Here is a 19761-nt window from a genome sequence, read left to right on the forward strand (position 1 = left end):
AGGACATCAATCAATCAATCAATCAATCAATCAGGAGATGTGGGGACAAGTGAACAAAAAAATCAAAGCAGTGTTTTTGGGTGCCGCGATTGGCGCAATCGGTGTGTCGCAGGCTCACGCGCAATCATCGTTGACGTTGTACGGAATCCTTGACGTTTTTGGCGGCTACCAGTCGGCAAAAGTTGGCGGGAAGAATACTTCGCTGTATGTGCTGGGCAACAACGGGGAACTCACGAGCCGTTGGGGTTTGCTCGGAAAAGAAGACCTGGGCGGGGGACACGCTGCGACATTCGACCTTGAGAGCGGTTTTGATCCGGGCACGGGACAGCAGCAGAACGCGTATCGGTTTTTTGACCGGCAAGCTTGGATCGGTATCTCAGCGGGCTACGGGGAGGTGAGGTTTGGGCGTCAAAACACGCCGATGTTCGCCTATAGCGCCAAACTCGACGCCTTCGGTGCGGCGACGTACGGGTCGGGGTACAACAATTTTGCCAGCTGGGCAGCGCGCTTCGATAACGACATCAGTTATATCTCTCCAAAGATCGCCAACACTCAGCTCGAAGTTCACTACTCGGTGGGCGGACGGCCGGAGACGTTAGCTGGAAACGCCGTCTACCAAGCGGCTGCCCAAACCAATCAGGGTCCTCTTTACCTTGCGCTCGCGTACCTGAACGCCGCCAATGCAACGAGCTCCAACCGGGTGCAGGAGTTTATGGCCGGCGGCAATTATGACTACGGTCGCGGGAAGATCTACGTCGGCTATTTCCGCGCGAACGAGGTGATCTCTGCTACGACAGGCAATGCGTTGAGTAATCCGGCCGGAAAATATGATCCGGCTGTCGGCCCTGTAGGCAACGTTCCTGGTGACTACCACAGCACCTATTCGCTGTCTGCCGATTTCCGTGTCAATCCCTTCTTGAGCATTGGCGCCGGGTACGCGTTTGTCAAAGACAGCTCGTCGCTCGGCAATGACGCAAGGCAGTATGGCGTCATCGTCAACTACGATGTCTCGAAACGGACGCGACTGTATGGCGTAGCCTCGCGTCTGAACAATTACAACACCGCTCGGTACAAGATGGCGGGGGCCAGCATCACGACCGGATCGTTCTTGACGCCGGACGGCGGCCAGAGCGAAACGGCGGTACAGGTGGGCATTCGTCACCTGTTCTGACAGTCGGCGGGTGTCCGGGTGAGCACAGGTCTGTGTCCCGGGCATCCGCTGACACGCGATGGCATGCGGGCGTATCGGATGGGACGCGAGCGTCTCACAAAAACTGCGCCGCGATGCAGGGTTTGTTGGACTATTGTTCCCGGTCCTTCTTCAACGTCTCTGGTGCCTTCGGATATTTCGCCGCGTAGACCGTCACGAAACGATCAAACGCGGCATACGCGTCGGCGCGCATGGCGGCCATCCAGATCGCCTGCAGATCTGCTTTGGCTTTGCCTTGCTGTGACTTCGGCAGCGCGCTCAGGACGTTGCCCATCTTGTGGAACCAGCAGCGCTGGCCTCGCGTAGCAGGAGACACTTCTTCCAGCGCGGCCCAGAATTCCATCGCGCCATCGCCGACTGACAGCAACGGACCGGCCTGCAGGCCACGCGTTTTCAGATCGAGCAGCAGTTCCTGCCACGACGCCTTCGACTCGCGATACCCGTCGCCAATTGCCACACGCTCCTTGCGCCCATCCGGCCTCACGCCGATGATCACGAGCAGGCATTGACCGTCCGAGTTCCCGCTGCGCAGCCCGGTGTGAATGCCGTCGACTCGCTAGTACACGTAGTGCGACTTCGACAGATCACGCCGGCTGCAGCTCGCATGCTCGTCGGCACACTGGGCCGTCAGGCGACTCACCACGTTCGCCGACAGACCCTTGGCATCGTCGCCCAGTAGCACGCTCAGCGCCTCGCTCATGTCGCCCGTCGAAATGCCCTTCAAATACAGCCACGGCAGCGCGGCACTCACGCGCGGTGACTTCCTCACATATGGCGGCACAATCGATGAATTGAATTTCACGCCTGATCCTGACCGATCGCGAACCTTCCCCACCCGCGGCACCATCGACGTCACCCTTACGATCGTTTAACCACGCGTCCAACCGACTCGCACAGGAACAAGCCATGAAGACCGTCAAGCCCTTACTGCTCGCTGCCGTTCTTGCGGCCGGTTCCACCCTCGCCATTGCCGCAAGCCCGGCAACACCGGCCTCGCCCGATCTGGTGACCAGCCAGTTCCTGCATGCGCTGAACAGCGGCACAGGACCGGCAATCAACGCGTTGTTACCGGCTCAGGCGCGCCAGGTGCTGATCGACGCGCAGAACAGCGTGAAGGTTGATCTGTCCGGCATTGATGTGTCGAACAAGACCATCGAGCAGGACGGCATCACCGTGCCGATCACGATTGTGCAGCCGCACGGCGCAACTGGCACGATGCCGGTCTTCATGTTCTTCCACGGCGGCGGATCGATCCTTGGGGACTTCCAGACCCACGAGCGGCTGGTGCGCGACTTCGTCGTGCAATCCGGGGCTGTGGCCGCGTTACCCGGTGGCGATCAACCAGGCGTACGCGGCCACCAGGTGGGTCGCCGCACGTGGCGATGAAATCGATGTGGACGGCAGCCGCCTCGCGGTAGTGGGGAACAGCGTCGGCGGCAACATGGCCGCGGTCGTCTCACTGATGGCGAAGAACAAGCAGGGCCTCGCAATCCGCTTTCAAGGCCTGATGTGGCCGGTGGCGGACGCCAATTTCAGCGACGGCTCGTACAACGCCTATCCGGAAGGCCATTTCCTGACCCGGCCGATGATGAAGTGGTTCGGGAATGCTTATACAAAAGATCCGAAGCAGCGTAACGAGATTTCCGCTTCACCGCTGCGTGCTTCAACGGATCAGCTGAACGGTCTGCCGCCAGCGATGATCCAGGTGGCGCAGTTCGACGTGCTGCGCGATGAAGGCGAGGCCTACGGTCGCAAACTCGACGCTGCGGGCAATGAGTCACCACGGTCCGCTCAACGGTACGATCCACGACTTTGGCTTGCTTAATGCACTCGCTGGCGACGCGCCGACCAAAGCCGCAACCAGGCAGCTTGCCAACGAGTTGCAAGCGCGTCTAAAGTAAGCCGTGCAACCTTGAGCGGCGCCTTGCGTAACGGCATCGTGCCGCGGCCATCAGAGCATTCGACTTCACGTTCATGCAAGGCATCGTCACGTGTCGATACCGAATATCGTTACGAGAATCTGCTCTGCGGTAAGTTAAGACGTCTGTCCCGGCCACCGCGAGAGGCTGTTGTGGTCTCTTCTCGGCCACCCACGCTTCCATCAATCGGAAGGCGGCTTCTGGAGTACAACGGTCGCCGCACTCGGGTCGGAAGTTGAGCGATCACCGGGCAAGAACCAGGACTGAATGACTGCCGCCGTCTGCCCACGGAGTGCAAGAGCGGCGGCTCGAGACGCTGTTAGCTGGATCCTTGCGGAGTGATGCGCAAAAAAGCTGAAGGCGGAAAAGAAGGATAAGCGCGCTTCGCGTGGACATGGAACCAGAAACCGACAGGGTTTGCGCTAATGAAGCTGAACAGTTGAGCCGCGTTGGCCGAAAGCGCTGGAGCATACGTCGGCACATCGATACCGGGTGGCCGGGCGATGCGCCGATGTCGCGGCGAGTGTCTAAGGCAACACTGATTAAGTCCACCAATCTGGCACGTCAAGCGTTATAGAGATCGGATTAAACGAGGAAGGCAGAACAGGATGAAACAGCAGACGCTGGCGATGGCAGCCGATCAAGGTGCGGGTTTCGAGACCCACCGCAAACGCACGCGGCGCGACGAGTTTCTCGACACGATGAATGCGATCGTGCCATGGTCGCAGTTGTGCGCGGTGATCGAGCCGCATTATCCGAAGCGCGGCAATGGCCGCCCGCCAATTGGTCTGGAGCGCATGCTGCGGATCCACTTCGTGCAGCACTGGTTCAATCTGGCCGACTTCGCTTGCGAAGAGGCCCTCTACGACAGCGCCAGCCTGCGTCGCTTTGCCGGAATTGACCTGGGTTGCGAAGGTGTGCCCGATGCGACGACGCTGCTCAAATTCCGGCGCCTGCTGGAGACGCACAAACTGGGCGAGCAATTGTTTGCCGAAGTCGGCCGGGTCCTTCAGGCCAGCGGCATGAAGCTCAAAAGCGGCACCATCGTGGACGCGACGATCATCGGCGCGCCGAGCTCGACGAAGAATGAGCAGAAGGCGCGCGACCCCGAGATGCATCAGACCCGCAAGGGTCGCCAATGGTATTTCGGCGCCAAGCTGCACATCGGTGTGGACAGCCAGAGCGGCCTGGCGCACAGCGCGGTGCTCACGCCCGCCAATGTGCATGACAAGCATCCACTGCCGCAATTGCTGCACGGGCAGGAGCGGCGCGTCTACGGCGACAGCGCCTATGAGAGCCAGAAGGCACTGATCCACAGCAAGGCGCCCAGGGCGCGCGACTATACCAATCAGCGCACGCGCCGTGCGGGCGGCGAAGTCGACGAGGTGCAGCGCGGCAAGAACCGCAACAAGTCGAAGATCCGGGCGCGAGTCGAACACGTCTTCGCGGTTGTGAAGCGCCTGTGGGGATTTACCAAGGTGCGCTATCGAGGGCTGGCAAAGAACGCCAACCGGGCGTTCGTCGCGCTCGCACCGGCGAACGTCTACCTGTCGCGCAAGAAACTGATGGCACCGGTACGCCCATAGTGGGCGAAAGGCGGGCAAAGTGCCCGCCCAACAGGCCTGCGAGGGCCGAAAAGCAAGGGCTTAAGCTCGGCCTCATCACTTGGCGAAGTTCAAATCGCTGACACGTCGCCGATTTACCCGCTTGTTCAGCTTTGCCCTAATCCTAACTAAACGCTGCGCCGACTAGAAGCGCGTCCGAATGCCCACAGTCGCGGCAACCTGATTGCCTGTCGAAGCCTGCGACAAGCCATTAATAAATGCACCCTCGAACGCAGAGCCGGCAGCCCCGTATGCGTGTTGGTAGACACCCTCGACGTAGACATCGGTGCGCTTGCTGAACGAGTAATCTGCCATCAGGGTCACTTGATGCCACTTCGGGTCCGCCGAACCGGTGGCGCCAGCAAAGGCGCCTTGAGTGAAGGTGTACGCGCCGGCGAGCGAGATCGCAGGGGTCACCGTATAGTGCACGTTAACTTCGTAGTTATCAAAGTGCAGGGTGTCGAATGATTGCAGGATCACTGAGTTCGCACCGGGTTGCGTATTGTCGAACAAGGTGTGCGTCCACAGCAGGCCGACCATCGCCGGTCCGATCGTGTAATTGCCGCCGACACCCATCACGCGCTGCCGCGCTGCGGGGAAGTTTACGAAGTCGTTGTTCGACACTGCCCCGGTACCGCTAGATGCACCGTTATTAAGCTGGAGGTAAGCAGCCGCCAGATTGATCGGACCGTTGTTGTACGTCACGCCAAAGCTATAGGCGCGATTGTTCGAAAAGCCGCCAGCCGCATTGCTCAAGCCGTACAGTGCCTCGGCCTGCAACCCTTGATACGTCGGGCTCACGTACTTGACCGAGTTGTTGATATAGAACGAATCGTCCACGTTGTCGTTATCGAACGGATGCGCTGCCAGGTTGTTTCCGTCCCCGTTGTTCGCCAGTGCGATCGGTCCGAGATTATCGACCACGGCGTCGTACTGCCGGCCGAGCGTCAGCGTTCCATAGTTGTCGCTCTGCACACCGACATAAGCCTGACGGCCGAACATTGTGCCCGAGTAGGTGGTCTTGCCGTTTTGAATGTTGAACCCGTTTTCGAGACGGAAGATTGCATGCAGACCGCCGCCGAGGTCTTCGCTGCCCCTCAGGCCCCATACTTCGTTCGACAGCATGCTGCTTTGTTCCTGCCATGCGCTGCTGCCACCTTGGTTATTCGTATAGACGATACCTGTATCGATCAATCCATATAGGGTGACGCTGCTTTGCGCATGGGCCGCGACGGCGCAGACAGACAAAGCTGCTGCCACGATGGTATTCTTTTTCACTTACATATACTCCATGAAATGCCCAACAAAGAGTCGGGAGGTGTGAGCACGATCTCGAAAAAATGCATGTTCAACGAAGGGCCTCTCGTAGTGGTGATGCGGGCCATCCATTGAATGGGGTTCGCTTCCGTACCGTCAGCCTGGCGATTTTATGGGGACTGCCATCGCGGTTCATCAAAAGAGTTGCTCCCTTTTCGCAAAGATTTTATAAACGATGATCGAAGGGAGCCGCTACACGAGCGGTTTCGTTCACCGGACCGCGGTGCTCGACGGTTCGTCCGTCGTCGTTCGTCGCCTTGGACGAACGGTAGAACGCGTGCTGTACAGACTCGCCGGGGGTGGACCCCGCCGCTGAAATGTCGTGGAAGCACTATGCGCTAGCGGTGCTGGTGTTCAACACACTCGGCGTGCTCGTGATGTATGCGTTCCTGCGGTTGCAGCAATGGCTGCCCGCAAACCCGCAAGGCTTCGGCCCCGTGACCCCCGAGGCTGCCTTCAACACGGCAATCAGCTTCGCGACCAACGCGAACTGGCAGGACTCGTCCGGCAGCGGGCTCGACCCCGAGATCAGCCCGGCGGCCTCCGCCTATCAGGCGGCACGTGTGGCGAAAGCCCGTGGCCTGCCGCTCGATCAGGTGACCGACCTTGTTGCCCGGAACACGTCGGGGCGGCAGTTCGGCATCTTCGGCGAGCCGCGCGGGAATGTGCTGAAGCTCAACCTCGCGCTGGAGGACCTCAAGCCGATGTATTAATCCTGGCTTGTCGTCGCCGTTATGAGCGATCCCACCGTTACCGTTGTTGTAATCGACGCTGACAAGTACATACGCCGTTTCATTCGTTCGCGCCTCGAAGCAGACGGCATGAGCGTATTCGAAGCGCACACCGGCGCGCAAGGCCTCGCGCAGGCGGCCACGCGGCTCGCGGATCTTGTCATCGTCGACCTCAGCTTGCCGGACATGGGCGGCACCGAGGTAATCCGTGAGTTGCGCGGCTGGTCTGCGATGCCGGTGATTGTCCTGTCGGCACGAAGCCGTGAGGAAGACAACGTCGCCGCGCTCGACGCCGGCGCCGACGACTACCTCGCCAAGCCGTTCGGGTTGCCCGAACCCGGCGCGCGGATTCGTGCGTATTTGCGCCGGCAGGCCGCTTGCGGGCGGGTCGGCGCGCCGCAGGTGCGATTCGGCCTCGTGACGGTCGATCTCGGCGAGCGGACGGTGGTGCGAGGCAGCCGCATCGTTCATCTCAGTCCCACTGAATACCGTCTTCTTTCCGCACTGCTGCGGCATCCGGGGCGGGTATTGACACATGAGCAACTGCTCGGCGAAGTGTGGGGACCGTTGCGCACCGATAACCACCACTACCTGCGGATCTACATGGGGACCTGCGTCACAAGCTCGAAAGCGATCCGGCGCGTCCCCGAGCACATCATCACGGAGTCGGGCGTGGGGTATCGGCTCGTCGGTGTGCAATGAGTTTCACACGATTTTTACGCGGCCTCCGGCAATCGTTTTGCGGTCTTTACGGCGACATCCGTATCGTTTGTGGCTGGCGTTTCGCCGCAAAAAATATGGGATTTGCTGGAGGTTGCATGGCATTCAAACAAACGAAGGGAAACGTCACCGTCGAGGCTTGTGTGTTCCCCGCTCCGGGCCAGATGTTCGAAGGCGCACTGCGCGTCACCACCGCCTGGCGCCACAAGCAGATTCATCAGGTCATCGGGCGTGGCTGTGGCCGGCCGATGGGCAGTTACGCGCAAGCATTGGCGCTGGCAGAAGCCGAAGCTCGCCGCATGCTCGGGATTTGAATGCCATGACACCTTCAAGACCAGCCATGATGTTCAGAGGGATGTGCAAGGTCGTTGCCATTGCCTTCGTCACCAACCAGGTGCTCACGACGATTTTTACGTACGTGGCGCAGGAGCTCGATACGGCGCTGCCTCATGAAACGATCTGGCTTTTCAGCTGCGTGACATGTGGACTGCTGACGCTCTGGCTGCAGTCAGATGCGCGGCGGGCGTTCGGCTTCGCGCGTGAGAAGGGCTTCGTCAAAAAGGGCGATGACGGCAAGCAGGATCTACAGATCGCGGAAGACTGTCCGAAACGGTGGCTTGTGATTTTGCATATCGAACTGAACCCTGCGGCAATGCAGGCGTAAGTGACTATCCGCGGCCTGGGCGGCAAATGTCCGGTGGCCGGCAAAAACTGTCCGATACTTTTACGCGACGTTAACGCGGCTTCAGATAAGCTCGAAGCACAAGGTTGCCAGGTAGCGGCCAGGAGTTCCCGATGATACGAATGCTGATCCCCGTCCTCGGCAAGAGCGGTGTGGCCGAGGCCGCACGTTTCGCGACATTTATGTTTCTGGAGCGTTGCGTCACCGAGGTCGAATTGCTGGAAGTCCTCGAACCCGTCGACCAGGGGCGCGCGGCAGCCTTCCACACCCGAAGCTCACTGGTGCGCCGGGAAGAGCAGGCAACGCTGAAGGCGATGCTCGACGCGCGCACGATTCTCGAGGAAGCCGGCGTGCCGTACCACTGGACACGGGTATTCGGCCACCACACGAAAGCGATCGCCGACTACGCAACCACGACCCGGCCCGACGTCATGGTGATCGACGCCAGCCACATGGGCTTCTTCCGACGCCTGGCCATGCTCGCGGCGTTGTTGACGCGGACGGTCACACCGGTGACGATGGTTCATTGAATCATCCGACGTTCATCGGCAGCAGCACCATCTGTTTGCCCTGCTGGTGCAGGCGCGTCTGAATCTCGACCGGTGTGTGATTGTGCAGCCACGCCGTCAGGACATTCACCCGTTTGAAAATCAGCTTGCTCGCGAAGCAGACGCTGTTCGGGAATTGCTCCATCGAGGCTTCTGCCAGTTTGAGGAACTCTTCGACAGGGTCGGTGCCGAACGCGATCCGGTATTCGGCGGCGATGCCATGCCGGCGACAGTGCGCAACGTAATACTCGAGAGACGCCGTAATCGTTTGCCGCAAACGCTCCAGGTGCTCGGAGCCTTCATAGCTTTGCGCGTCCACTTCGCCGACCGCGAGAAAGATCACATTCCTGAAGTGTTCCGGAAATAGCCGGTTCACCCATAGCAGCGCGTGCATGCTGGCACCGCGATGCTTGCCGACGAGCAGGATGGCGGTTGGCTGGGAAGCATCTGGCCTGAGTGACGCGGCCGCGTCGCCCGGATCGGGCGCAGCGCCGGTGAAGAGGGCGTCCTCCCTGGCAATCAGTGCGCGGGTTTCGCCGTAGTGCCGCTTGATGACAATGCATAGCGCGACCACCGCGCCGGTCACCAGTACCGTCAGCCAGCCGCCCGCCGTAAACTTCTCGATCAGCGTAATGACCAGCACGGTGCTGGTGACCGATAGCCCTAGCGCGGATAGCGCGAAGTGCTTCAGCCAGTTTTCCCCGTCACGCCGATGGCGCCACCAGTAAATGCACAAGCCCAGCAGGGAAAGGCTGAAGGTCAGGAAAACGTTGATGCTGTACAGCACTACCAGGATAGAAACGTCACCGCGCGTCCAGAGCAGGATCGCGAGGCTGGCGATACCCATCACGACGATGCCGTTCTGTCTGACAAGCCGGGTGGACAGGTCACGGAAATGGCGCGGCACCCATGAGTCGGACGCCATGTTCGACAGCACGGCAGGCCCGTCGAGGAAGCCGGTTTGCGCGCCGACCAGCAGCAGCCCTGCCTCGAAGGCCAGCACCGCGGCGAGTAGCGCATGCCGTGCAAACGCGGAGCCGAGCCCGAGATGCTCGATGACGCTGCCGAACACCACCGCATTGAGCGTCCGGCCTTCCACCGCCTGAGCATGCCACAACATGTACAGCAGGATGATGCCGCCTGCCGTGAAGGCCAGCGAGGTGGACATATAGAACATCGTCGTCTTGCCGTTCGGCACGCGCGGCTCGGCCAGCATGTTGACGTTGTTCGAGACGGCTTCGAGGCCCGTGTACGTACCGCCGCCGAGTGAGAACGCACGCATCAGCAGGGCCACCACCACCAGCGGGCCCACTACACGCGACATGCTGCGCGCTTCGCCGATGGCGCCCGGAACGACGTCGGCCAAATGATCGCCATGCACCGCTACGCCGTAAACGATGAGGCCAAGATGCAGCACGACAAAGCCGAGGAAGATCGGCAGCAGCACCAAGATCGATTCGCGCATCCCGCGGAAGTTGAGGCCCGTCATCAGGACGATCAGCGTGAGTTCGGTCGTGAGCTTGAAAGCCTGCGCGCCCACCGGCAGCAAGCTGAAAAACGCGTCGACGCCGCTCGCCAGCGACGTCGCAATGGTCAGCACATAGTCGACCAGCAGCGCGGCGCCGGAAACCAGGCCAGGGTGTGGGCCCAGCAAGGCGGTCGCCACCCGATAGCCGCCGCCCCCCGTTGGAAACAGCTGGATGACCTGGTTGTACCCGAGCGCAATGATGAAGACCGTCGCGGCGGTGGCCAGCGCGAGGAACAATGCAAGTGAGGTGTGCTGGCCCAGCGCCAGAAAAGCTTCTTCCGGCCCGTAGCATGACGATGAAAGGCCGTCGGCACCGAGCCCTACCCAAGCGAGAAGTGGCGTGACCGCGATGGCGTCGCGGGTCCGGGAATCGAGCGGGTCCAGCGGCTTGCCAACTATCCGACGCCAGATGTTGTCGAAGGTGTTCACGTCTCCGCCAGTAGGCGGTCCGAGTCCACACACAACCGACGTGCCGTATCCACAAAGACGTCCACCTGGCAGGGCTTTCGGAGAAAAACGGACCAGCTGATTTTGCTTGCCGCAGGTTGTTCGATAGAACTATGAATAATAATCGGCATACCTGCCAGCCGGCGTCGGCCCCTTATCTCGCGACACAGCTCGCCCCCATTCATCCGTGGCATCGTCCAGTCCGTGATAACGAGGGTGGGTAGTTGATGTTCGAGGCGTTCAAGCGCCCGTTTACCGTTCTCCGCGCAAAGCACGTGGAAGCCTTCCAGCTCAAGTATCAGTTGCCAGGCGGACCTGATATCCGGCTCATCATCGACCAACAATATTGAAAACATCACGTGGGCTCTCTGTAGGCCATTGAGGTGTGGAACGACTGCGCGAACTCAGGTGATATCTCGCCCACCTTAGTTCCCACCAAGTCGTTTCTCGGGAACTAAACACTCCTGCGCAAACTGAACAAGACGAACACCTGGACATCAGAGAGGCCGACTTAACGTCGAGTGCTATCGGTGAATTGCGGGACGTTGGGTGGAAACGTATGGACTACTATTGGATGCAAACTCTGCAAAAGTCGACGGTTCTCCGGTAGACGTTCCGGTTAAGCCATGGGACGAAGGTGTATTCGTCGTAAGCGTTCGCGCCAACGTAGATCCAGTTGTGCAAATGGTTGGACATGAAAGTCACCTCGAAATGAAGATTGGGGAGAAAGCGTTGCCGGCGCGTCAGTCGCGTGGCGGCAGTACGGCTGCTTCAAAAACGTGACATTGGTGCCGCTTGTCACGACCATTCCTGCGAGACGAGTAAAACGCACAAGCGAGAAAACAATGTTTTCGTTATGCAGTCGATGAACGAGACGGCTGGCACCAGGAGCGAGTCTGTGAGCTCAAGCGGGATGGCCGGACCGACTGCAAGCACGCTCATCGCGCACAGAAAACAAAAAACGGGCCGCGCGAACGGGGCGTCGCCTACGAGCGCAAGTCAAGACACGACCACGATCAGTCTTGTGCCTACCGTCGCGGCGAGTGCCGCGTCGCTGTCGGTTAATGCGAAGTCCAAAGATATCTTGATCAGTTCCCACCCGCAGACAGCAAGCGCCGGAAAACGCCCTGCGCTGCGTGAGCCTGGGAAGGAAGAACGTATGAGCGCAACATGCACACGTAGGACTTCAGCGACCCTTCCTGCTTGAACAGAAGAACAGCAGTCTCCGTCGCAACATGGCAAAGACAGGCTGCCTGAGATCCAGCACGACGATCTCCGAGCCACGTGCGGCTAGTCAGATCAGGCAGTCAGACGTAAACAGATAAACGGTTACTGGATGCAGACTCGACTCAGGTCGACCGTTCTCCGGTAAACGTTCCGGTTAAGCCAAGGGACAAACGTATATTCGTCGTATGCGTTTGCGCCGATGTAGATCCAGTGGTGCAAGGAGTTGGCCATGTCAGTCACCTTGGCTTGAAGTCTGGCGAAAACTGTTGTCTGCGCTTGCGATGCGCGGCGACAGCACGGGTAATGGGGACGCGTTCTTCCCGGCGCGGTGGCTGCGGCCATGGCTTCTCTCTGCGGAGATAAAGGCGCAGGTGAGAAAGAGCGCTTTGGTTGCGCAGTCGATGAAAGAGACCGCCGGTTGGAGCAGCGAGTCGTTGAACTGGAGGGCAACGGTCGGTGCGACCGCCAGTATGCTCATCGCGCAGAGAAAGCAGAAAAAGGGACGTGCAATTCGTGCTTCGAGCACGACCGCGAGCCCGGACACAATCACGATCAACCGTGTGCCTATCGTCGTGGCCAGCGCGGTGTCGCCGTCTGTCATTGCGAAGTCCAGAGCTGTCTCGATCTGTGCCCACCAGCAGACGACGAGCGCTGCAGTGATGACCGCGAGCCCGGGCGGCGCGCTGCTGCCGCTCGCGTTCGGGTCCGCATGCGGAACAAAGCGATGACCTGTTTGTTTGCTGATCATGGTTCAACCTTTGCACGGGCAGGCTGAGACGAGAATGCGTCTTTGCAAGCATTTACGAATTACTTGCTGTCGACGAGTGAACAGCTTGCAACGCATTGGTTCCGATAGTCGCGACAGGGGACCCGTCATAACTTCGAAGTAGTCACGCTTTCAAGCCGCACCGCCTATGGTTGCCAAGATAGGACGAAGATTGGTATCGAATCCATTCTGCGAGCGTTTCGACTTCTGCCAACCGTTGTATTCCGCAGCTATACGCCGGTATCGCCCTAGCCACCGTCGGGCTGGAGCAGAGGTGCCGCAGGCGCAGGTTTCTTTCCTAGTCGCTACCGACGCAAGGTGGCGTCATGCGGGCCGATGGCATTTCCACGACATGACTGCATGTTGATCAGCAACGGTGGGGTCTTGGGATTGAGGACAACGCTGCGGCCCCGGCATGGGGCGGCTACAACCTCGAACGGACATAGGCGGCGTTTTAAGGATAGCGCGCACGCCACGCCGCAATGCCGTGCCGAGCTTCGGGCTATTCATTCCGGAAGGGATAGCAGAACATACGCCGGTATAATGGACAGGTCGATGCTCGATGGTCTAGTTTGGACAGGGTAAGCTAAGGCAGACAACTCATGCCCTCAAGAAGTCCATCGAGCCAACAGCTGCCGACTCCCGTCATTGGGACGGTCTGGATCATCGACGACGATGAATCGTCGCGCCTCGCAATCGAAAGTCTTGTGCAGTCGATTGGCTATTCGACGCAGGTTTTTTCACTGGCGGCCGACTACCTGGCCGCCCGCACCTCTCATCTGCGCACCGAGAATGGAGTTCTGATTTCCGACATCCGCATACCCGGGATGTCAGGCCTGGAGTTGCTCGACCGTCTTGTCGTGCTGGGCGCGGCGCCGCCGACAATCTTCGTGAGCGCGGCTGTCGCGCTCCTCGACAAACCGGTGGACGCGGTAGCCTTGAAGAGGGAGCTCGCAATGAATGTCCGTCGTTTCCGTAACGGATGGCCGATGATCGCAATGTTGATACTGGCGTTGCTGATCTTCTTCGCCGATACCGTTGGCGACGTGGAAATAGCCTGGCAGCGCGCGACAAGTGGAATGCGCACCCGCGACGCATCACTGGGTATAGTGCAGGTCACACCGATGTTCGAGGAGCCGTCGCATGGTCGTGAATGCCTGTGCAAGTCGAATGGTCGTGAATGGAAAGGTCGTAGCGAACGCGAGGCAAGGTATGCGAGAATCTCGTTTGCTGGCCAGCAGCATCGAACGCGTTCCGGTTCTCCCCCAATGGGAAGCGATGAGCACATGATGACCTGTGCGGTTGACGTTCGTGTGCGTGAGCAGTGATTGCGTGAAAGTCCACGTGCATTGAATGGAACTGGGGTAAAGCCAAAATATATTTCTTGTTCCGCCACATTCCTCTGTATTCCGATCTATTCCATCCACACCGACAACTCCACGCAATGGGTGTTGACGGCACGTGAACACCTGCGCAAGATGCAATGAAGGTAGTGTGTCGCCGGGTAAAGCCGACGTTCGAATGCCCGAACGAGAGCATGGTCGAAGGGGCAGTAGATGGCCCGGTGCCTGCCATTGGCGACAGCGATCCGTCGCGGTTGACGTCGCCGAAGGCACCTTGGTCGAAAAACCGTCGCGAACCGGTGCCGATAGTCGTCGCGGCTGCCGTGCAGAAAACGTCATCTCGCACTTACTGGAGCGTGATTTCGCCATCAAACTCCACTTTCAGCTTGAGCCCTGCAACTTCCAGCGTTACTTTTGCGGGAAACGATTCCGTACCTGCGATGGTGCCGTCAGCAAGGGCCTTGGCGACCGCGTGCTCGATCTCGCGCTGCGAATTGACGCCAACCATTTTTAAGAACTTGCGTATGCTGAGGTTGAAGACTTCTTCATTCATTGACAGCTCCCATTTTCCGATGAAGGAGAGATTCCCGGCAGTGAAGTTAAGCCCAGCCGGCGGGCATCGACATGCTATTGAGAGCAACTGCCCCCGATGACAATGGCGACGATCTTGGCGCCGCCGAGGGTGGTGAGTTCGACTTCCGCATTCACTGCGCCATCGGCGAGGGACGTGATCTTGCCGCCACGTTACGCGGCTGCTACGCGGCCTGAGCTAGTTCAAAAGGTGAGCGCGGCAGGGATTCGCCATCCACGAATGCAGTGGCACTGCGCACGGCAAACGCGAAAGCGCATTCTTGACTCGCGAACTCTCCGAGATTCCCGAGTGAAGTAGCTTCACCGTCTTCCGCTAAGATCGATGCACGCGCTACAAAGGCTTTGCCATGCTTCGTGACGCAGGGCTGAATTGCTGCGCCGTGGTGATATAGAACCATGGCAACTCCTCTCATTGATGTTCGCGGAATCGGCGATGGCAGTTTAACGTCCCATCTTCGTCAAGGGAAAAACGTTACCTTTCCTCGCAGGACGCATAAATAATACATAAAGGCAAATTGGTTTGGCGGGGAGTCATTTTTAGCCCCGTTTGTGAAAGGGGTTCTGATGGCCAGCCGATTACCACGTGCCCCGCTGACCCTTCCCTACGGGTGGGTGGTTCCGCGTCGCGGCATGCCGGAGCCTTTGGCCCGAAGTGAACGTCATGCGCCACATCAGCTCTCATTTGGCAACGTCAAGAAGTCACGGGTTACGCATGCAACGCCTTGGCACGCAACACGTCATCATGATCCAGGGTCGACGCGCCCGGAACGTACCCTCGGGACTCGTTCGATCGAATCGTTCAACGCGATGATCGACAGTTACACCTGCAAGGAACTCAGCCGGTCGACACCACAGATGGGAGGTAACGAAGGGGGTGCAATGAGTGAATCGTTGATGGGAACTTTGATCGGCTCATTGGTGCTAGTAATTGCGGCGATTTCCATGGTAAGCCACTATCGTCGCGAACATCGTCGCGCTCAGTCCCTCAGGAATATTGACCACCACCAGTGATGCGGTTGGCAACGGCAATCCCGGCAATGAAGGTGTCGCGGACGACGAAGTGGAGGCTGTAAGCACATTCAACGAGCGGATCTGGCAGTGATGCTAACCCGCGTTTGGTTCCTCGCGGCGGGCCAGCCACTGGCTCACGGAAAGTCATATCAGTCCTTCGGTCCAACTCGGCCAGTCGCTGGTTGGCATCGCGTAGCGCTTCCTCGGCCCGTTTCTGGTCGTCGATATCGGTACAGGTCCCAAACCACTTGACGACCTGGCCGGAGGCATCGCGCAGAGGCAGCGCGCGGCCAAGAACCCAGTGGTAACTGCCGTCCGCACGCCGGAGGCGGTATTCGATCTCGTACGCCTCGCCTGTCTCGGTTGCCTGCTTCCAGCGCTCCCAGGCGCGCTGGCGGTCGTCGGGATGGAAGGCATGGTTCCAGCCGTGGCCGTAGCTCTCCTCCAAGGTCAGACCCGTGTAAGCGCACCATTTTTGATCGAAGTACACATGCCAGCCGTCGGGCCGCGTGGGCCAGAGGAGTTGGGGCAATGCCTCGGTCAGATCGCGATACTGTTGCTCGCTATCCTGCAAGGCCCGCACTGCCTCGTCGCGGGCGCAAATTGCCTCCGTGGCGGTCTTGCGAGCTTCCGCGCTCTCGCCGGACTTTGCCGCACTCCGCTTCGATTCGTTCCAGGCTCGCCAAGAGAGTGGCTTGTTCATGGTGCTGCGGTCCACCTCCTATCATTCGGCGGCCCTCCTTGCTTGATGCTTCGTTCTCCGCCTTAACTGGGCAGGTGCGCTCGAAAAGCAATCTACGAGACGGCAACTCCAGCAACGCTTACAGCAGCATGCATCTGGTCAGGATACACGTCGACCACTGCGGCGCAATAGGATCTCGGCCAGGGTTGGGGCCAGGCGCGCCACCGACGCGGCTCAGCGAAAAAGATACGCTCATGAAGTGAACGGAGAGGGTCACGATCAAAAGCGCCTGTCTGGAGCTACCTTCCGCCGCTACCTTCCGCCGAACGGTCGACCTTGGCCAACGCTGCGCGACCGTACGCAATGACCGAGAGCGTATCGGCAGCCGCGGAGGCACGGATGACCGTTGCGCCGCGAAAGCTGCCGTCTACATGATGAGGCGTCCAACGGCAGAAGTGGGTCTGCGACTTCAGCCGATCGCGTATCCATCCCAAAGTCGAAATTCATAAGCGTTCTTCGAAAACTGCGCGTCCAAAATGAAATGCCAGTCGCACCAACGACGGACTGGCTTTCTTCGCGCTCAAGTATCGGGCGTACTTCGCCCGCTCGATCCATATAACCGCGACGCCACTCCCGCGTCAGTCCCTCGCGCAGAGTAAGCGCAAAGTGGCCCTCTCTCCGGCACCCTTCACACCGCGACGCACCCGCGGGCGCGGACATGCATACCTCTGTGAAAACGACGCGGAGTTGTCCCGCGACTACCGACATCTCCAGTGCCCGCTTAACGCGCCTCCTCGTCAGGCCGTTCGTTGGTATCGCTTGGATACTTGGACTGTCCATAACGAATCAAGAGCACACCTAGAGCTATCAGCAAGATGGCGCCGGCCGAGGCGACAAGATGCAGCTCCGTATTCGCGCCAGCGCGCAGGATAACGTCGCGCGCGATCGAGACCATCGCTATGTAGAGCGGAAAACGCACCGGCAATTGCCCAGCCTTCAGGTATTGCCCGACCATGGCGAACACTTCGAGGTATAGAAACATGAGCAGCAGATCGGTCAGTGTAACGTCGCCGGAGTCCGCCATGTTCCAGATTAGGTGCCCCATCGCCAGGGCGGTCCCGATGCCGATGACCAGCAAGCCGACCAGTTCGGCCATCTCTATCACTTGCTCGAGCCGCCTCTTGATGCTGTGGTGCAGAGCGCCTTCATACTTCATGCACATTGCTCCTCGTGGGGTTGGAATGGTATTGCAACGTAGCGGCTCGTCGGCACCAGTGCACCGAGTGCTTGCCACGCCTGCAGCGGACGCAGTGTGACCGCGCAGGGCGTGCCGTTGAGAAAGAGGGATAGTGACCAGTGCCGATGGACGCAGCACAGATTGCGGGCTTCACGCGGATCAAACGGGCAGCGCCCATTTGCAGCTGTCTCCCGCTCTTTGGGAAACGACACCCGAGGCGAGGCTATGTAACGTAGCATATTGGCGTGGCGCACAGCTGCGTCACAGAGTCGCCACAGGTTTGGCATAGTAAATGGGGCAGAACCTGAGTAGGCCAACGCCCTTGCATGCGTCCGTCCCGCAGCGATTTCAGGCGACTCGCGCCGCGACGCGCCGCCGATGCAATCGCGGATTACGCAAACAGGTATGTCGCGCGACGCGGCATCGGATAACTATCCGCGAGATGGCTGCTCCAAGATCGGGGACTGAGTTTGACGAGCACGCCGGCTATGCGCTGAAATCGCGGTGACCTGACCAATTCCAAGCAACGTATCCGCTCAGGGTCAAGGACGGTCCGTCGCGATAGGCGGCGTTTAGCCCGTTTACTGGAGGTGTCTGTGGGACCGAGGTCGGCCACCAACGGACCTTCGCCCACGCTTTGAACCGCCCCGGGTTTCCCCTCAGGATTACCCACAAGTAATGTGATGGTGCTATTCGTTTTGCCTGAATATTCGGTACATCATCGTGATTTCGTGCAGGACAAGAAATCCACGCCAGATGACGGTAGGACCAGGTGGACGATCATGCTTTCGAGCGAGATATCCGCCGAGTCTGGCGATCCACAAGATGACCTGCGCGAGTGACGGCGGTTTATCAGGTATTTCGGTACTGCCATGCGTACGACAGTAGAGGGCTCGCCACTCGATTGGCTGCAGCAATACTTCGCATGGCAGGTTGCCATCAAGCCTGGCAAGCAACATGGAGTACAGGATCCTCCAGCTTACGACGGCGAACAATGCGGTGGCGCGGACGAATCGATCGAGATTGCCAAATTGGCGGGCTTCAATGCGACAGCCACTTTTAAGCACACGATGCCACGATTCAATCGTCCATCGGCGCGCATACCATGCAAGACGCTCGAGGGCCTCTGCGTGTGTTTGCGTAGGCACCGAAGTCAGTAGAAGCCATTCCAATGGCTCTGCTCCTTCGTCCAAGTTCGTTTCCTGTGCATGAATTGCAAACACTTCAATTTCGGGAAGCTTCTCGCGACGACGATTTTGCGGCGGACGAAGGCGTACGGGCATGCAGCGCACAACCAGCCGTGCGGTGCGTGCCTGGCGGTTTTCGCGTGCAGGCACCTGCAGTTGCGCCTCTCCAAGCACTGGCGAGGCCAGCACGGTTTCCCACAAATATCGATCGGGGTGAGCAACGCGTCGGTTCCACGACGCGCGCACCAACCAGTCGACACCGGCAGGCCGCTGCGCCAGGAACACGTCATAGACATCGCCTTCACGGTCGCTCACGCCGATGACATGCGTGCACGGACAGTGCGTCTTGAGTACGCCCAGTTGCTCGATGCCTTCGAGCCATTTCGCGCTCTCTTTCTGTTGTACGGTTCGTTGCCCACGCAGATGTTTCTTGCCCAACTCCTCGTGCCTGCGTATCCAGGTCTTCATCCCGATCACCCCGAGTGGCAGCCCCTCTGGCGTGAGCGCAAGCAGACTGTGTATCAGGAAACCACGCACATGTGGATCGGAGCCATATCCCAGACCTTCGGTTGCCCGCAGATGAGACAAATTGAACTCGGTGGTGTCCTGAACAGCAAGGACGACTGGCACCTGTTGCATACGACACAGCGTTTGACCGATGTGCCCACCCAGCACGCCATCGACATCCACGTGCGGGTTGTCGAAAAAACGATATGCCGCCTTCAGCTCCGAACCATTGAACGACTGCGGAAAAGAGCAATGTGGGCCCAACGAAAGCTTGCGTGCCAGCGTCACGAGCCGTCTGGTCAGGCGAGCGTCGCCGAGCTCGGCGGCGCCAAACTCTTCATTTGCCCAATCATCAAGGTCAGATGTGTCCGACAATGCCCGACATCACAGATCACGAACCGGATCAAAGTTAACATCGGTCGTCACCGTTTACAAGCCATCGCCCTTCAATCGCACAGTCGCGAGCGACTTATGGGTAATCCTGAGGGGTTTCCCGGAGGCTGT

The 19761-nt window shown here is 59.3% G+C and carries 17 protein-coding genes and 2 pseudogenes; 9 read left to right on the top strand and 10 right to left on the bottom strand.

Annotation, left to right across the window (positions count from 1 at the left end; translation table 11 throughout):
* Positions 1-49: 49 nt before the first annotated feature.
* Positions 50-1171 carry a porin gene (locus OKW28_RS25690; RefSeq protein ID WP_429449933.1) on the top strand — a complete coding sequence of 374 codons (1122 nt, stop codon included), beginning with the start codon at positions 50-52 and terminating at the stop codon, positions 1169-1171.
* Positions 1172-1307: 136 nt separating this feature from the next.
* On the opposite strand, the pseudogene OKW28_RS25695 reads toward OKW28_RS25690, so the two are convergent.
* Positions 1308-2048, bottom strand: a pseudogene (locus tag OKW28_RS25695) (IS256 family transposase); the annotation flags it as partial.
* A 68-nt stretch (positions 2049-2116) separates the two neighbouring features.
* Here OKW28_RS25695 and OKW28_RS25700 point away from each other — a divergent pair.
* Positions 2117-3111, top strand: a pseudogene (locus tag OKW28_RS25700) (alpha/beta hydrolase).
* Positions 3112-3737: 626 nt separating this feature from the next.
* A complete protein-coding gene (locus OKW28_RS25705; RefSeq protein ID WP_429449934.1) occupies positions 3738-4715 on the top strand; it encodes an IS5 family transposase in 978 nt (325 codons plus the stop codon).
* A gap of 162 nt (positions 4716-4877) precedes the next feature.
* On the opposite strand, the gene OKW28_RS25710 is transcribed toward OKW28_RS25705, so the two are convergent.
* The gene (locus tag OKW28_RS25710; protein ID WP_429449936.1) at positions 4878-6011 is read right to left on the bottom strand and encodes a porin; all 1134 of its coding nucleotides are present in this window, start codon (positions 6009-6011) and stop codon (positions 4878-4880) included.
* A 356-nt stretch (positions 6012-6367) separates the two neighbouring features.
* Here OKW28_RS25710 and OKW28_RS25715 point away from each other — a divergent pair, with 356 nt between their 5' ends.
* The 5 genes from OKW28_RS25715 (at position 6368) to OKW28_RS25735 (ending at position 8713) form a co-directional block, all read left to right on the top strand.
* The gene (locus tag OKW28_RS25715; protein ID WP_429449938.1) at positions 6368-6763 is read left to right on the top strand and encodes a potassium-transporting ATPase subunit C; all 396 of its coding nucleotides are present in this window, start codon (positions 6368-6370) and stop codon (positions 6761-6763) included.
* Between the two features lie 21 nt (positions 6764-6784).
* Positions 6785-7483 carry a response regulator gene (locus OKW28_RS25720; protein WP_429449940.1) on the top strand — a complete coding sequence of 233 codons (699 nt, stop codon included), beginning with the start codon at positions 6785-6787 and terminating at the stop codon, positions 7481-7483.
* A complete protein-coding gene (locus OKW28_RS25725) occupies positions 7480-7815 on the top strand; it encodes a hypothetical protein (RefSeq protein WP_429449942.1) in 336 nt (111 codons plus the stop codon). The genes OKW28_RS25720 and OKW28_RS25725 overlap by 4 nt, the downstream gene beginning before the upstream one ends.
* Positions 7816-7820: 5 nt before the next feature.
* Positions 7821-8165, top strand: coding sequence for a hypothetical protein (locus tag OKW28_RS25730; protein WP_429454456.1), 345 nt, complete (start codon positions 7821-7823; stop codon positions 8163-8165).
* A 140-nt stretch (positions 8166-8305) separates the two neighbouring features.
* Complete coding sequence (locus OKW28_RS25735; RefSeq protein WP_429449944.1) at positions 8306-8713, top strand: universal stress protein; 408 nt, start codon at positions 8306-8308, stop codon at positions 8711-8713.
* 1 nt (position 8714) lies between these two features.
* Here OKW28_RS25735 and OKW28_RS25740 read toward each other — a convergent pair whose 3' ends face one another.
* From OKW28_RS25740 to OKW28_RS25750, 3 genes are all read right to left on the bottom strand, one after another.
* Complete coding sequence (locus OKW28_RS25740) at positions 8715-10688, bottom strand: APC family permease (protein ID WP_429449946.1); 1974 nt, start codon at positions 10686-10688, stop codon at positions 8715-8717.
* Complete coding sequence (locus OKW28_RS25745; protein WP_429449948.1) at positions 10685-11062, bottom strand: response regulator; 378 nt, start codon at positions 11060-11062, stop codon at positions 10685-10687. Before OKW28_RS25745 ends, OKW28_RS25740 begins: the two co-directional genes overlap by 4 nt.
* A 1103-nt stretch (positions 11063-12165) precedes the next feature.
* The gene (locus OKW28_RS25750; RefSeq protein ID WP_429449951.1) at positions 12166-12681 is read right to left on the bottom strand and encodes a hypothetical protein; all 516 of its coding nucleotides are present in this window, start codon (positions 12679-12681) and stop codon (positions 12166-12168) included.
* A 620-nt stretch (positions 12682-13301) separates the two neighbouring features.
* Between OKW28_RS25750 and OKW28_RS25755 the strand changes: the two genes are divergently transcribed.
* Complete coding sequence (locus OKW28_RS25755; RefSeq protein WP_429449953.1) at positions 13302-14027, top strand: response regulator; 726 nt, start codon at positions 13302-13304, stop codon at positions 14025-14027.
* 361 nt (positions 14028-14388) lie between these two features.
* On the opposite strand, the gene OKW28_RS25760 is transcribed toward OKW28_RS25755, so the two are convergent.
* The 5 genes from OKW28_RS25760 to OKW28_RS25780 form a co-directional block, all read right to left on the bottom strand.
* Positions 14389-14595 (bottom strand): DUF6494 family protein, encoded by a 207-nt coding sequence (locus OKW28_RS25760; RefSeq protein ID WP_116120373.1) that lies wholly within the window; start codon positions 14593-14595, stop codon positions 14389-14391.
* 202 nt (positions 14596-14797) lie between these two features.
* Positions 14798-15031, bottom strand: a complete 234-nt coding sequence (locus tag OKW28_RS25765; RefSeq protein WP_429449956.1) for a hypothetical protein — start codon at positions 15029-15031, stop codon at positions 14798-14800.
* Between the two features lie 587 nt (positions 15032-15618).
* Positions 15619-16347: a PAS domain-containing protein gene (locus tag OKW28_RS25770; RefSeq protein ID WP_429449958.1), complete on the bottom strand. Its 729-nt coding sequence runs from the start codon at positions 16345-16347 to the stop codon at positions 15619-15621.
* Positions 16348-17107: 760 nt separating this feature from the next.
* Positions 17108-17542, bottom strand: coding sequence for a phosphate-starvation-inducible protein PsiE (locus OKW28_RS25775; protein WP_429449960.1), 435 nt, complete (start codon positions 17540-17542; stop codon positions 17108-17110).
* A gap of 710 nt (positions 17543-18252) precedes the next feature.
* Positions 18253-19632, bottom strand: coding sequence for an IS4 family transposase (locus OKW28_RS25780; RefSeq protein WP_429443705.1), 1380 nt, complete (start codon positions 19630-19632; stop codon positions 18253-18255).
* Positions 19633-19761: the final 129 nt, after the last annotated feature.

Source organism: Paraburkholderia sp. 40 (assembly GCF_050434105.1).
Classification (GTDB): domain Bacteria; phylum Pseudomonadota; class Gammaproteobacteria; order Burkholderiales; family Burkholderiaceae; genus Paraburkholderia; species Paraburkholderia tuberum.

Bases quoted from the DNA above. Each gene is read 5' to 3' on its own strand.
- OKW28_RS25705 (WP_429449934.1), top strand. From the start codon at position 3,738: ATGAAACAGCAGACGCTGGCGATGGCAGCCGATCAAGGTGCGGGTTTC.
- OKW28_RS25715 (WP_429449938.1), top strand. From the start codon at position 6,368: ATGTCGTGGAAGCACTATGCGCTAGCGGTGCTGGTGTTCAACACACTC.
- OKW28_RS25720 (WP_429449940.1), top strand. From the start codon at position 6,785: ATGAGCGATCCCACCGTTACCGTTGTTGTAATCGACGCTGACAAGTAC.
- OKW28_RS25725 (WP_429449942.1), top strand. From the start codon at position 7,480: ATGAGTTTCACACGATTTTTACGCGGCCTCCGGCAATCGTTTTGCGGT.
- OKW28_RS25730 (WP_429454456.1), top strand. From the start codon at position 7,821: ATGACACCTTCAAGACCAGCCATGATGTTCAGAGGGATGTGCAAGGTC.
- OKW28_RS25735 (WP_429449944.1), top strand. From the start codon at position 8,306: ATGCTGATCCCCGTCCTCGGCAAGAGCGGTGTGGCCGAGGCCGCACGT.
- OKW28_RS25745 (WP_429449948.1), bottom strand. From the start codon at position 11,062: ATGTTTTCAATATTGTTGGTCGATGATGAGCCGGATATCAGGTCCGCC.
- OKW28_RS25750 (WP_429449951.1), bottom strand. From the start codon at position 12,681: ATGATCAGCAAACAAACAGGTCATCGCTTTGTTCCGCATGCGGACCCG.
- OKW28_RS25755 (WP_429449953.1), top strand. From the start codon at position 13,302: ATGCCCTCAAGAAGTCCATCGAGCCAACAGCTGCCGACTCCCGTCATT.
- OKW28_RS25760 (WP_116120373.1), bottom strand. From the start codon at position 14,595: ATGAATGAAGAAGTCTTCAACCTCAGCATACGCAAGTTCTTAAAAATG.
- OKW28_RS25765 (WP_429449956.1), bottom strand. From the start codon at position 15,031: ATGGTTCTATATCACCACGGCGCAGCAATTCAGCCCTGCGTCACGAAG.
- OKW28_RS25770 (WP_429449958.1), bottom strand. From the start codon at position 16,347: ATGAACAAGCCACTCTCTTGGCGAGCCTGGAACGAATCGAAGCGGAGT.
- OKW28_RS25775 (WP_429449960.1), bottom strand. From the start codon at position 17,542: ATGAAGTATGAAGGCGCTCTGCACCACAGCATCAAGAGGCGGCTCGAG.